Genomic DNA, 13,318 nt, shown 5'->3' with positions numbered 1-13,318 from the left:
GGACTCAACCTTTTCAAGCGCCGGCACGTACCCGCCGCATCACCATGCCCACCAGCACCACATTGACCAGTGCCAGCAGGCACAAGGTTACCAATACCCCCATTGAGCCTAAGTGCTCAAACAGATAACCACCCACCAGCGGCGTCAATGCCTGGCCGATCAGCGAAGGCCGCGACATGCGCCCCATCAGCAGCACATACTGCGCGGGGGGCATCATTGACAGCGGCAACAGCCCGCGCACGATCGCTCGCAAGCCGTTACCGCAGCCGAATACCAGCAGGCCCACGGCCGTGGCCGCCGGCACCAGCGTCACCAGCAGCAAGCCCACCAGCACCAGGCTTACCCAGGCCAGCGCCGTCCAGATCGGGTGACGCTTGCCCGCCAGAATCTGCAGCACCCGCGAGGCCACCTGGCTGGGGCCGAGCATCGCCGCCAGGCCGATCGCCACCGGCAGCGAATGCCCAAGGCCCTGGAGCACGGCGACCAACTGCACGGCAATCGCCGTCATGATGATCGCGCCAATGGCGAACATGCCGGTCAACAGCAGGTAGAGCTGGCGATCTACCCCGACTGCAGCGCTGTTCTGACGCGCCTTGCGCACCTCGACCTGCCCGCCTGGCGGCAATACACGCCAATACAACGGGGCTACCACCAGTAGCAGCACGACCGCATAGCACACGCAGGTCATGCGCCAGCCCAGATGCTCGATGGCCAAGGCTACGGTCGGCCACGACAGGGTCGAGGCAAAGCCGGCAATCAAGGTGATGCCAGTGATAGCTTTGCCAGCACCCTCGCCATACAGGCCGCCCAGGGTCGAGAACAGGGCCTCGTACAGCCCCATGGCCATGCCCACACCGATCACCGCCCAGGCCAACAAGAACACCACCAGGCTGTGGCTGGCAGCCATGATCAGCAGGCCCGCTGCAACCACCGCACCACTGGCCGCCATTTGCGGGCGGCCGCCGTAGCGGGCGACCAAGCGGCTGGACAGCGGGGCGCACAGCGCCGAGACCATCAGGCTCAGCGACAACGCGCCGTATACCCACTGGCTGGGCCAGCCAGTGTCACGGCTGATCGGGTCGGCCATCACGGCCATGAGGAAGAACGAACCGCCCCAGACCAGGATTTGCAGGATGCCCAGGCAGACGATGCCGAGGGGCCTGGGGAATTGGGGGGTGCTTTTCACTACGAGGCCTTGAGTCACATACGAGGGTGCCTGCACCGGCCCTTTCGCGGGGCAAGCCCGCTCCCACAGGAAATGCGCCACCTTAAGCATTGACACGGTTGCTGTGGGAGCGGGCTTGCCCCGCGAAAGGGCCGACAAGGGCACCCTACCATGCCCACCATCGATGAAATATCCCGACATATCATTCAGCGTGATAATAACCTTCGCCCCGTTCGATTCGTGCCTCACGCGCAAGACACTCACACTCCGCCCACTACTAATACATTGGCGGAGTTCTCCATGGAACAATCACTCAAACCCTTGCGCTTTCCACTCGCTGCCCTGGCAGTCGTAGTGCTCAGCGCTTGCGGTCGAACCCCCGACGCCGTGCAGGCGCCCGCCGCGCCCAAGGTCAGCGTGGCCAAGGTGATCGAGCAGCCGATCAACGAATGGGACGAGTTCACCGGCCGCCTCGAAGCCCCGGAAACCGTCGAAGTGCGGCCACGGGTCTCGGGCCAGATCGACCTGGTTGGTTTCACCGAGGGCGCGCAGGTCAAGAAAGGCGACCTGCTGTTCCAGATCGACCCACGCCCGTTCCAGGCAGAGGTCCGCCGCCTCGAAGCCCAACTGCAACAAGCCAAGGCTACAGCCATTCGCAGCGCCAACGAAGCCCGCCGCGGCGAGCGCCTGCGTGACAGCAACGCGATCTCCGCCGAGCTTGCCGAGTCGCGCAGCAGCGCCGCCGCCGAAGCCCGCGCCGGGGTCGATGCGATCCAGGCCCAACTCGACCTGGCCCGCCTGAACCTGAGCTTCACCCGCGTGACCGCGCCCATCAGCGGCCGGGTCAGCCGTGCCCAGTTCACGGCCGGCAACATCGTCACCGCCGACGTCACCCCGCTGACCAGCGTGGTCTCCACCGACAAGGTCTACGCCTATTTCGACGCCGACGAGCGCGTGTACCTCAAGTACACCCAGCTGGCGCGTGAAGGCCAGCGCGGCCAGGCCACCCCGGTGTACCTCGGCCTGACCAACGAAACCGGCAACCCGCACCTGGGCCAGATGAACTTCGTCGACAACCAGGTCAACCCGCGCACTGGCACCATCCGTGGCCGCGCCGTGTTCGACAACCGCGACGGCCAGTTCACCCCTGGCCTGTATGCCCGCCTGAAGCTGGTCGGCAGCGCCCAGTACGACGCCGTGCTGATTAACGACGAAGCCGTCGGCACCGACCTTGGCAAGAAGTTCGTGCTGGTGATGGACAAGGACAACAAAGCCGCCTACCGCGCGGTAGAGCTGGGACCGAAGCTAGAAGGCCTGCGCATCGTGCGCAGCGGCCTGGCCAAGGACGACCGCATCGTGGTCAGGGGCCTGCAGCGTGTGCGCCCAGGCTCCACGGTAACCCCGGAAGACACCCCGATGGCCAGCGAGCAGACCCTCGCCGCCCTCGCCCAACAGCGCCAGGCCCTGGAGGCCAGCAACCCGGCGCCGAAGGTAGCGGGCGCCACTGTAAAAGTCGCCAGCGCCCAAGCGCCACGCGGTTAAGGGACCACATCGATGAACTTCTCGAAATTCTTCATCACCCGGCCGATCTTCGCGGCGGTACTGTCGCTGGTACTGCTGATCGCAGGGTCGATCTCGCTGTTCCAGTTACCGATCAGCGAATACCCCGAGGTAGTGCCGCCTACAGTGGTGGTGCGTGCCAACTTTCCGGGCGCCAACCCCAAGGTGATCGGTGAAACGGTCGCCGCGCCGCTGGAGCAGGCCATCACCGGCGTGGAGAACATGCTGTACATGTCCTCCCAGTCCACCGCCGATGGCAAGCTGACACTGACCATCACCTTCGCCCTGGGCACTGACCTGGACAACGCGCAGGTGCAGATCCAGAACCGTGTCACCCGTACCCAGCCCAAGCTGCCGGAGGAAGTGACGCGCATTGGTATCACCGTCGACAAGGCCTCGCCCGACCTAACCATGGTCGTGCACCTGACGTCGCCGGACAACCGCTACGACATGCTCTATCTGTCCAACTACGCCATCCTCAACATCAAGGACGAGTTGGCGCGCCTGGGCGGCGTGGGTGATGTGCAGCTGTTCGGCATGGGCGACTACTCGCTGCGCGTGTGGCTCGACCCGAACAAGACCGCTTCGCGCAACCTGACCGCCAGCGACGTCGTTGCGGCCATCCGTGAGCAGAACCGCCAGGTTGCGGCCGGCCAATTGGGCGCCCCGCCCGCCCCCGGCTCCACCAGCTTCCAGCTGTCGATCAACACCCAAGGCCGGTTGGTCAATGAGGAAGAGTTCGAGAACATCATCATCCGTGCCGGGGCCGATGGCGAAATCACCCGCCTGAAAGACATCGCCCGGGTCGAGCTGGGCTCCAGCCAGTACGCCCTGCGCTCGCTGCTGAACAACCAGCCGGCGGTGGCGATCCCAATCTTCCAGCGCCCAGGCTCCAATGCCATCGACATCTCCGACGAAGTGCGGGCGAAAATGGCCGAGCTGAAGAAGGACTTCCCTGAGGGGATGGACTACAGCATCGTCTATGACCCGACTGTGTTCGTCCGTGGTTCGATCGAAGCGGTAGTGCACACGCTGTTCGAAGCGCTGATCCTGGTCGTCCTGGTCGTGATCCTGTTCCTGCAGACCTGGCGCGCCTCGATCATTCCGCTGCTGGCCGTGCCGGTGTCGCTGATCGGTACCTTTGCCGTGATGCACCTGTTCGGCTTCTCGCTCAATGCCTTGTCGCTGTTCGGGCTGGTATTGGCCATCGGTATCGTGGTGGACGACGCCATCGTCGTGGTGGAGAACGTCGAGCGTAATATCGGGCTTGGCCTGAAACCGCTGGAAGCCACGCAAAAGGCCATGAGCGAAGTGACCGGGCCGATCATCGCCACCGCCTTGGTGCTGTGCGCCGTGTTCGTACCTGCGGCGTTCATTTCCGGGCTTACCGGCCAGTTCTACAAGCAATTTGCCCTGACCATCGCCATCTCGACCGTGATCTCGGCATTCAACTCGCTGACCTTGTCGCCGGCCTTGGCGGCTGTGCTGCTCAAAGACCACCACGCGCCCAAGGACCGTTTCTCGCGGTTGCTGGAAAAGCTGCTGGGCAGTTGGCTGTTCGCGCCGTTCAACCGGTTCTTCGACCGTGCCAGCCACAGCTATGTTGGCGGCGTGCGCCGGGTCATCCGCTCCAGCGGCATCGCCCTGTTCGTCTACGCTGGCCTGATGGGCCTGACCTACCTGGGCTTCTCGTCCACCCCGACCGGTTTCGTACCGGCCCAGGACAAGCAGTACCTGGTCGCCTTCGCCCAACTGCCAGACGCCGCCAGCCTCGACCGCACCGAGGCGGTGATCAAGCGCATGAGCGAAATCGCCCTGAAGCAACCGGGTGTTGCCGACTCGGTGGCCTTCCCAGGCCTGTCGATCAACGGTTTCACCAACAGCCCGAACAGCGGCATCGTGTTCACCCCGCTCAAGCCATTTGACGAGCGTAAAGACCCGAGCCAGTCGGCAGCCGCCATCGCCGCCGCGCTGAATGCCCAGTTCGCCGACATCCAAGACGCCTACATCGCGATCTTCCCGCCTCCGCCGGTTCAAGGTTTGGGCACCATCGGCGGCTTCCGCCTGCAGATCGAGGACCGCGGCAACCTGGGCTACGAAGCGCTGTACAAAGAAACCCAGAACATCATCGCCAAGAGCCACAACGTGCCGGAGCTGGCTGGCCTGTTCACCAGCTACCAGGTCAACGTGCCACAGGTCGATGCAGCCATCGACCGCGAAAAGGCCAAGACCCACGGCGTGGCGATCAATGACATCTTCGACACCCTGCAGGTCTACCTGGGCTCGCTGTACACCAACGACTTCAACCGCTTTGGCCGTACCTACCAGGTCAACGTTCAGGCAGAACAGCAGTTCCGTCTCGACGCCGAGCAGATCGGCCAGTTGAAGGTGCGCAACAACCTGGGCGAGATGATCCCGCTGGCGACCTTCCTCAAGGTCAGCGACACCTCCGGGCCTGACCGCGTCATGCACTACAACGGCTTCATCACTGCCGAGATCAACGGCGCGGCGGCACCGGGCTACAGCTCTGGCCAGGCCGAGGCAGCCATTGAAAAATTGCTCAAGGAAGAGCTGCCCAACGGCATGACCTTCGAGTGGACCGACCTGACCTACCAGCAGATCCTCTCGGGCAACACCGCGCTGTTCGTCTTCCCGCTCTGCGTGCTGCTGGCCTTCCTGGTGCTGGCCGCCCAGTACGAAAGCTGGAGCCTGCCGCTGGCGGTGATCCTGATCGTGCCGATGACCCTGCTGTCGGCCATTACCGGGGTGATCATCTCGGGTGGCGACAACAACATCTTCACCCAGATCGGCTTGATCGTACTGGTGGGCCTGGCGTGCAAGAACGCGATCCTGATCGTCGAGTTCGCCAAGGATGAACAAGCCAAGGGCCTCGACCCGCTGGCTGCGGTACTGGAAGCCTGCCGCCTGCGCCTGCGGCCGATCCTGATGACCTCGATCGCCTTCATCATGGGCGTGGTACCGCTGGTGTTCTCCTCCGGTGCCGGCTCGGAAATGCGCCACGCCATGGGTGTCGCGGTGTTCTCGGGAATGATCGGCGTGACCGTGTTCGGGCTGTTCCTGACGCCTGTGTTCTTCTTCCTGATCCGCCGTTTCGTCGAACGCCGCCAGGCCCGCAAGGCCGAACGCGTTCAATCGCTGGAGAGCCACGCATGAATATGCTCAAGCCCCTGACCCCGAGCCTGTTGGCCTTGGCCCTGGCGGCCTGTGCGGTGGGCCCGGACTACAAGACGCCGACCACCGAGCCTGCCCATTTCGACACTGAAATGCAGGCCAAGGCCTACGACCGCAGCCGCTTCGAAAGCATCTGGTGGAAGCAGTTCGACGACCCGGTGCTGAACCAACTGGTGCAGGCCTCGCTCGACGGCAACCGTGACCTTCGGGTGGCCTTTGCCCGGCTGAAGTCGGCCCGTGCGATCCGTGAGGACGCCTCGAACGACCAGTTGCCGGTGGTCACCAGCCGTGCCAGCAGTGAAATCGGCAAAGGCCAGGTCCCCGGCCAGACTGAGCAGCGGATTAACAGCGAACGCTACGACCTGGGCCTGGACATGGCCTGGGAGCTTGACCTGTTCGGCCGTATCCAGCGCCAGATCGAAGCCAGCGAAGCTCAGGAAGCCGCTGCCGCAGCCGACTTGCAGCAGTTGCAAGTCAGCCTGATCGCCGAACTGGTCGACGCCTACGGCCAACTGCGTGGCGCGCAATTGCGCGAGAACATCGCCCTGGCCAACCTCAAGACCCAGCAAGAATCGCGCAGCATCACCGAAACCCTGCGCGATGCCGGGGTCGGCAACGAACTCGACGTGGTGCGGGCCGATGCGCGCCTGGCTGGCGTCGAGGCCACCGTGCCGCAGCTGCAGGCCGAACAGGCGCGCGCCCGCCATCGCATCGCCACCCTGCTTGGCCAACGCCCGGATGCACTGAGCGTCGACCTGTCGCCCAAGGCCCTGCCGGCGATCGCCAAAGCGCTGCCGGTGGGCGACCCTGGCGAGTTGCTGCGTCGCCGCCCGGATATCCGCAGTGCCGAACGCCAGCTGGCGGCCGCCACGGCCAACGTCGGTGTCGCCACCGCTGACCTGTTCCCGCGGGTCAGCCTTAGTGGCTTCCTCGGCTTTACCGCCGCACGCGGCTCGCAGATCGGGTCTTCGGCAGCCAATGCCTGGGGCCTTGGCCCGAGCATCACCTGGGCGGCCTTCGACCTGGGCAGCGTACGGGCCCGCCTGCGCGGTGCCAAGGCAGACGCCGAAGGCGCCCTGGCCAACTATGAGCAGCAGGTGCTGCTGGCCCTGGAAGAGTCGGCCAATGCCTTCAGCGATTACGACAAGACGCAGCAGCGGCTGCTGTCGCTGATGCGCCAGAGTGACGCCAGCCGCAAGGCTGCGGAGCTGGCGTCGATCCGTTATCGCGAAGGCACGGTGGACTACCTGGTGTTGCTCGACGCTGAACGTGAACGGCTCAGCGCTGAAGATGCCCAAGCCCAGGGTGAGGTCGAGCTGTACCGCGGTATCGTCTCGATCTACAAAGCCTTGGGCGGTGGCTGGCAACCTGAAACGGTGGCCAGCACGCGCTGATTTCACCCGCTTTATCGACTCCTTTGGTTGGTTCCTCCCCCAACCGTTTGCCCCGCTGGCCTCGGCCTGCGGGGCTTTTTTTGATGCCTTGTACGGGCTGTGACGGCCGTGGCACCGCCAAGCCTTCAGCGGTTGCATTTGCCCCCTAGCTGCCCCAAGCTCTGCCCTTCCTGCCGCCACGGACCGTCCGATGCCCAGACGCAACCGCTACCTGATCGCCTTGCTGCTGCTGATTCTGGTGTCGGCCATGATCAGCTACTTACCGCGAGACGACCAGCCGGCCCCGCCTACGCTGCCCGCGCACAGCTACGCCAAGGCCTTGCGCCAGGCCCATGAAGGCTTGCCGGGGGCAGCGCGGGTGCTGTACCAGCAGTTGCAACGTAACGACCTGGCCCCAATCCGCCGTGCGGCCCTGTATGCCGAGCTGCCCAACTACCCCTCCCCCCAGGCGCTGAAACTCGCGCGCCTGGACCTGGAGCATGCTGACCCGCTGGTACGCCGAGCCGCCATCGCCGGTATCCGCCGCCTGCTTCCCGCCGCGCAACGCAGCCTGGTGCTGGGCCCGTTGCTCGATGATGCGGATCAAAGTGTACGTTTCGCTGCCGTGGACGCCTTGCTCGGCCTCGACCCGGACGCCATAGGCCTGTACTTCGGCCCGTTGCAGGCCGCCCTTGAGCAGTATCAGCAGGCGCTGGAGCAGCAGCCAGAAGACGCCGACGCGCAGGTGCACCTGGCGCGCCTGTACCTGCACGAAAACGACTACACCCAGGCTGCTACAGCCTTGCAACGCGCCCTGCAGGTTGCACCGGGCAATCTGGACGCGCTGGCAACCCAGGTACGCCTGCTGGAGCGCCAGGGCCATCACGACGCCTCCCGCCAGGTGCTGGCCAAGGCCTTGCTGCTGAGCCCCGACTCGGCCTTTCTGCAATATGAACTCGGGCTCTGGCTCAATCGCCACGAGCAACGCGAGTACGCCCTGCTGGCCTTATCGCGTGCGGTGGAGTTGGACACGGACAACGCCGACTATCGCTACTCGCTGGCAATGACCTTGCATGAGCTCGACCAGGTCGACGCTGCGCAAAAGCAGCTGGAAACCGTGCTCAATCGGCAACCGGCCAATCGCCGGGCCCGGCTGTTGCTGATTCAGTACTGGAAAGAGACCGGCCAACTGCAAAACGTCCAGGTGCTGCTGGCCGAGCTAGAGCGCCAGAACCCTGACGATCCGGTGCTGCAACAGGGCCTGTAGGCCCCGCCCCTGATTCGTTGAACCCTAAGCGGCAGCCCGTGGTCCAGTGAGTATCGAACCACTGGCGGCAGGCCAAGCCTTGGCCCTGCCCATTGTCACAGGAGCGTCGCTTTGGCCAGTTCGTTGGCGCTGGACGAACGTGCCTTGATCCTGGCACCCCCGCAACTTGCCGCGGATACCGCGCGTCTACTGGCGTCCGCTGGCATCGAGAGCCTGTGCACCCTCGACATCGCCAACCTGCACGCCTGCCTGATCGAAGGCGCAGCCTTGGTCATCATCGCCGAACAACATTTCAGCAATGGCCCGAGCGTACCGTTGCAGGGGTTTATCGACCAACAGCCCAGCTGGTCCGACCTGCCCATCTTGTTGATCATGGACTTGGCCGCCACTGCCACCCGGCCTTCTCACCCGCCTGACGGTAACCTGATGCAGTTGCTCTGCCCGCTTGATCACGGGCAAGTGCTGCAGCTGGCGCGTATCGCGCAGCGCAACCGCCGCCATCAATACCGGGCACGTGATCAGCTTTCAGCACTGCAACAGCGGATGGACGCCCGCAGCCAGGAACAGCACAGCAACGAGTTTGCCCGCACACAAATTCGCAAGATGGAAGCTGTCGGCCAGTTGGCCGGTGGCATTGCCCATGATTTCAACAACCTGCTGACGAGTATCGGCGGCAGCTTCGAACTGATCGAGCGACGCTTGAACAAAGGCCGAAGCGACAGCCTGGAAGGCATTTTGCGCATGGGCCAGGAGGCCGTGTCACGCGCAGGAAAATTGACCCATCGGCTGCTGGCCTTTTCCAGCCGGCAATCGCTGCACAGCCAGCGGGTCGACCTGCATGCACTGCTGGAGGCGAAGCGCCTGAACGCTGGCCTGACCCACTCGGTGACCCTACAACTGCACGTGCCCAACGACCTGTGGGCCGTGGAGGCCGATGATGGGCAACTGCGCGAAGCCCTCGACAACCTGCTGCTCAATGCCTGCGAAGCCATGCCGACCGGCGGCCTGCTGCGTATCGAGGCCAGCAACCAGCAGATCGAGGCCGAGCAGTTCGCCGACGGCGCCTTGAACAGCGGTGATTACCTGCGCCTGCGCATCATCGACAACGGCCAGGGTATGTCGCAGAGCACGTTGGAACATGCTTTCGAGCCGTTTTTCAGCACCAAACCCGTCGGCCAGGGCATCGGCCTTGGCCTTTCCATGGTGTATGGCTTCAGCAAGCAGTCGCATGGGCATGTCACCCTGCTGAGCAAGATCGGCCATGGCACCCAGGTCGACCTGTACTTGCCGCGGCACGTCGGCGAGGCGATGCCCAAACGCCCAGCCCTCGCACCTGCGCCTGACAGCACGGGCCACACTGTGCTGGTGGTCGAAGACGACCCGCATGTGCGCCAGTTACTGTGTCAGGCACTGAGTGAAGACGGCTTCCCTTGCCAAACCGCCGCCAACGCCAATGAAGCCCTGCAGATCCTGCGGTCGTCGCAACGGATCGACCTGTTGGTCAGCGATGTTGGCCTGCCGGGCATGAATGGGCGGCAACTGGCGGAGATCGCACGTACCTTGCGGCCACGCCTGCCGGTGCTGTTCATTACCGGGTACGCGGAAACAGCCATGGCGCGCGAGGGCTTCCTCGGCGCTGGCATGCACCTTATCTGCAAGCCATTTGAGCTCAAGCAGTTGCAGGCGCAGGTGACGCAGATTCTTGGCAAGCCCTGAACCGGTTCAACCGTCTAGCATGTGCAAAGCCTGGTTCGCTAAGTGCTCCAGCGCGAACGGCTTGAGCATCAATGCGGTGCCCGGCTGATCGAGCAGTTGGGCTTCGATCGGCTGGTCGGTGTAGCCGGTGATGAACAAAATCTTCTGCGACGGCACGATCATGCGGATTGCCTTGGCGACTTGCCGCCCGCTAAACCCGCCCGGCAAACCGATATCCGTGATTACCAGATCAAAAGGCCCGTCATGGCGGAAGCGATCCAGCGCTGAATTGGCATCTTGAACGTCACAGATGGCAAACCCGCGTTCGATGAGAAACTCGCGCATCAGTGCACGCAGGTTGAGTTCGTCATCGATCAACAACACGCGCTGGCCTTGCGCGCGATTAACGCTTGGCAGGCATACCAGTGGCTCTTCCGGAACCGGCGCCAGGCTACGCGGAAACAGCATGGAGACTTTTGTCCCTTGGCCTTGGGTCGACTCGATCCACACATAGCCACCCGACTGCCCGACAAAGCCATAGACCATCGGCAGGCCAAGCCCCGATCCCCGTCCCAGTGGTTTGGTCGTGAAGAAGGGTTCAAAGGCCTTGGCGACCTCAGCGGCCGACATCCCGTGGCCGTCATCCTCGACATGCAAGGCCACATAGTCGCCAGGTGGCAGCCCGTTCTCATCCGGGAAATGCGTCGCCAAGCGTTCGTTGACCGTTCTGATCCAGACACTGCCGCGCTCAAGGCACGCTTCACGGGCATTCGCGCACAGGTTGATCAAGGCATTTTCAAACTGGGTGACATCGACGCTGACAGCCCAGGGGGTGACGTCCAGCTCCCACTGCAGGCTCATTTCCGCGCCCAGCGCCTGCTGCAGCAAGGGCTCGATCAGAGACAGCTGTCGGTTGACATTCAGTGGCCTGGCATCCAGCGGCTGGTTGCTGGAAAACGCCAACAGCCGGTGGGTGAGGTTCATGGCCCGTTGCACAGAGTCTCGCGCCAGTTCCACATAGGTCTCAATGCGCTCCAGGCGCCCTTGTAGCAAGCGGCGTTGCAACAACTCGAGGCTGCCACCGATGCCTGACAGCAAGTTGTTCATTTCATGGGCCATGCCGCCTGCCAGTTGGCCAACCACCTCCAAACGCTCACTGTTGCGCAACAAGGCCTCGGACTGGCGTGTGGCTTCTTCGCGGTCTGCGGTGATGTCGCGGCCGACGGCGGTCAGTAAGTTGCCATCGAATGTAGCGGACCAGCTAAACCAGCGGTAGTGGCCGTCCTGGTGGCGCAGGCGGATATCGATCTGCTCAGCCTCCTGACCCTGCACAAAGCTGGAGACCGCCACCTGCACTTCAGCGCGGTCCGCTGGGTGGATCAGCTCCAGTATCGACATGTTCTGTACCAACGCCTCACTCCAGCCCAGGATGCGGTGCCAAGCGGGGTTGGCCGCGTGCAGCGTCAGCTCGTGAGTAACGATCATCATGGCATCACGGGACAATCGCCAGATTTGATCCCGATCGGCCATGTAGCGCTCAAGCTGTTTTTCAAAGGCCGTCGCCTGCTCGCGCCAATGATGGTGCGCCTCGTCACTGGCCTTGGTTTCGATGACCGTGTGTAGAAAACCCGCAACGCCACCCTGCTCGTCCCGAATCGGCGAGTAGCCGAGGGCACACCACAAGGGGTCGTTGACGTTGCCGCGCTCGATGCGTAGCGGCGGGTCTTCGACGAAACTCGAACGGCCTTCGAGGGCCTTGAACACCCAGGGCCCCATGCCCTGCCAGGCATCGTTCCAGAGCACGTCGAACGCCTGCCCCAATGCATCCTGGCCATCGCCCCGGAGCATCCGATAGGCGTCGTTATGGACCACGCTCAGGTCCGCCCCCCACACCACCGCACACGGGAATGGCGACACTTGCATCATGTCGACGGCAATGCGCAGCGAGGCCGGCCAGCGTGGCAGCGGCCCAAGCGAAGTACGGCCCCAATCGAATTGGGCAATGCGTTCGCCCATGGGATCAGCTGATGCTGGGTTGGGCGCCAGCAGCATGACCTGCGGCTCAGTCTCGCGCGGAGTACCGTTTGCGACCAATCTCATGACTCCAATGGCTGATGGGTGGCGACGTTGTTCACGTTAGCACAGCATGCGCTGCATTTATGGCGTACCGGCAGGTGGCAGCTATGCTGATTAGGTTTTCCACTGAGCCATGGAATAGCGGTCCCTTTAGGTTGCCGATGGGAGTGTGGTCATGAGCAAGAAGAAGATGCTGGTAGTGTGACCAATACGGCCAAGTACCCGACCCTCAAACGGGCAACCGGGCTGTGGTTGGGCGAGGCCGTGCATTTTGTCGAAAAAGTCGAGAAGGCCGGCTACGACGTCGATTATGTCAGCCCCAGCGGCGGCTATGTACCGATCGACCCGCACAGCCTGCAAATGGCACCTGACCTGGACTGGAAGTGGTACGACGACAAGGACTTCATGACACGTCTGGGTGCCACACTCAGCCCGGGGCTGGTCAAGGCTGACGACTATAGCGTCATCTATTACACCGGTGGGCACGGGGTCATGTACGACTTTGCCAATGACCAGCCGCTGCAAGAACTTGCGCGCAAGATCTACGAGAATAAAGGCGTTGTGGCGGCCGTTTGCCACGGCGTTGTCGGCCTTTTGAACATCAAGCTCAGTGACAACAGCCTGCTGCTGAAAGACCGTCAGGTCACCGGTTTTTCCAACATCGAGGAACAACTGGTGGAACTGGACAAGGTTGTGCCTTTTCTCACCGAAAACGAACTTGTTGCCAGGGGCGGTATTTACAGCAAGCACGATGACCCGTGGAAACCTTACGTGGTGAGCGACGATCGGCTGATTACTGGGCAAAACCCAGATTCCACTGCAACGTTGGCTGAAAAGGTACTCGCAAGACTCGAAGCAAAGTGACGGCTTACGCCTGATTACTTCATTTCTCGAAGCGCAGGCCGCACGCGGACTACATCCGACACGCAATTGATTACATAGGCTCCCAGACTACCTGCCCACCACGGGCAACCTCAGACTGGAGAACAA

Annotated in this window: 7 protein-coding genes and 1 pseudogene; 6 read left to right on the top strand and 2 right to left on the bottom strand. The window is 63.1% G+C overall.

Going from position 1 to position 13,318, the window contains the following annotated elements:
- Positions 1–13: 13 nt before the first annotated feature.
- On the bottom strand, positions 14–1,135 hold the full coding sequence (locus tag HU750_RS07635) for an MFS transporter (protein WP_186678549.1): 1,122 nt from the start codon (positions 1,133–1,135) through the stop codon (positions 14–16).
- Between the two features lie 330 nt (positions 1,136–1,465).
- On the opposite strand from HU750_RS07635, the gene mexE reads away from it, so the two are divergent.
- The 5 genes from mexE (at position 1,466) to HU750_RS07610 (ending at position 10,273) form a co-directional block, all read left to right on the top strand.
- Positions 1,466–2,707 (top strand): multidrug efflux RND transporter periplasmic adaptor subunit MexE, encoded by a 1,242-nt coding sequence (mexE, locus tag HU750_RS07630; protein ID WP_027593415.1) that lies wholly within the window; start codon positions 1,466–1,468, stop codon positions 2,705–2,707.
- Between the two features lie 12 nt (positions 2,708–2,719).
- The gene (locus tag HU750_RS07625; protein ID WP_186678182.1) at positions 2,720–5,899 is read left to right on the top strand and encodes an efflux RND transporter permease subunit; all 3,180 of its coding nucleotides are present in this window, start codon (positions 2,720–2,722) and stop codon (positions 5,897–5,899) included.
- Positions 5,896–7,311 (top strand): efflux transporter outer membrane subunit, encoded by a 1,416-nt coding sequence (locus tag HU750_RS07620; protein WP_186678177.1) that lies wholly within the window; start codon positions 5,896–5,898, stop codon positions 7,309–7,311. The genes HU750_RS07625 and HU750_RS07620 overlap by 4 nt, the downstream gene beginning before the upstream one ends.
- 190 nt (positions 7,312–7,501) lie before the next feature.
- On the top strand, positions 7,502–8,557 hold the full coding sequence (locus HU750_RS07615) for a tetratricopeptide repeat protein (RefSeq protein WP_186678174.1): 1,056 nt from the start codon (positions 7,502–7,504) through the stop codon (positions 8,555–8,557).
- 111 nt (positions 8,558–8,668) lie between these two features.
- Entirely contained in the window at positions 8,669–10,273 is a 1,605-nt protein-coding gene (locus tag HU750_RS07610; protein ID WP_186678170.1) for a response regulator, read from the top strand.
- Positions 10,274–10,279: 6 nt separating this feature from the next.
- On the opposite strand, the gene HU750_RS07605 is transcribed toward HU750_RS07610, so the two are convergent.
- On the bottom strand, positions 10,280–12,352 hold the full coding sequence (locus HU750_RS07605) for a hybrid sensor histidine kinase/response regulator (RefSeq protein ID WP_186678167.1): 2,073 nt from the start codon (positions 12,350–12,352) through the stop codon (positions 10,280–10,282).
- Between the two features lie 151 nt (positions 12,353–12,503).
- Here HU750_RS07605 and HU750_RS07600 point away from each other — a divergent pair.
- Positions 12,504–13,192: pseudogene (locus HU750_RS07600) on the top strand (type 1 glutamine amidotransferase domain-containing protein).
- The last annotated feature ends 126 nt before the right edge of the window (positions 13,193–13,318 follow it).

Source organism: Pseudomonas sp. SWRI50, assembly GCF_014269095.1.
Classification (GTDB): Bacteria; Pseudomonadota; Gammaproteobacteria; order Pseudomonadales; family Pseudomonadaceae; genus Aquipseudomonas; species Aquipseudomonas kermanshahensis.
This window is presented reverse-complemented; position numbering and strand designations above follow the sequence as displayed.

What these genes read in the sequence shown, in the direction of transcription:
- mexE (WP_027593415.1), top strand. Translation starts at nt 1,466, where the DNA reads ATGGAACAATCACTCAAACCCTTGCGCTTTCCACTCGCTGCCCTGGCA.
- HU750_RS07625 (WP_186678182.1), top strand. Translation starts at nt 2,720, where the DNA reads ATGAACTTCTCGAAATTCTTCATCACCCGGCCGATCTTCGCGGCGGTA.
- HU750_RS07620 (WP_186678177.1), top strand. Translation starts at nt 5,896, where the DNA reads ATGAATATGCTCAAGCCCCTGACCCCGAGCCTGTTGGCCTTGGCCCTG.
- HU750_RS07615 (WP_186678174.1), top strand. Translation starts at nt 7,502, where the DNA reads ATGCCCAGACGCAACCGCTACCTGATCGCCTTGCTGCTGCTGATTCTG.
- HU750_RS07605 (WP_186678167.1), bottom strand. Translation starts at nt 12,352, where the DNA reads ATGAGATTGGTCGCAAACGGTACTCCGCGCGAGACTGAGCCGCAGGTC.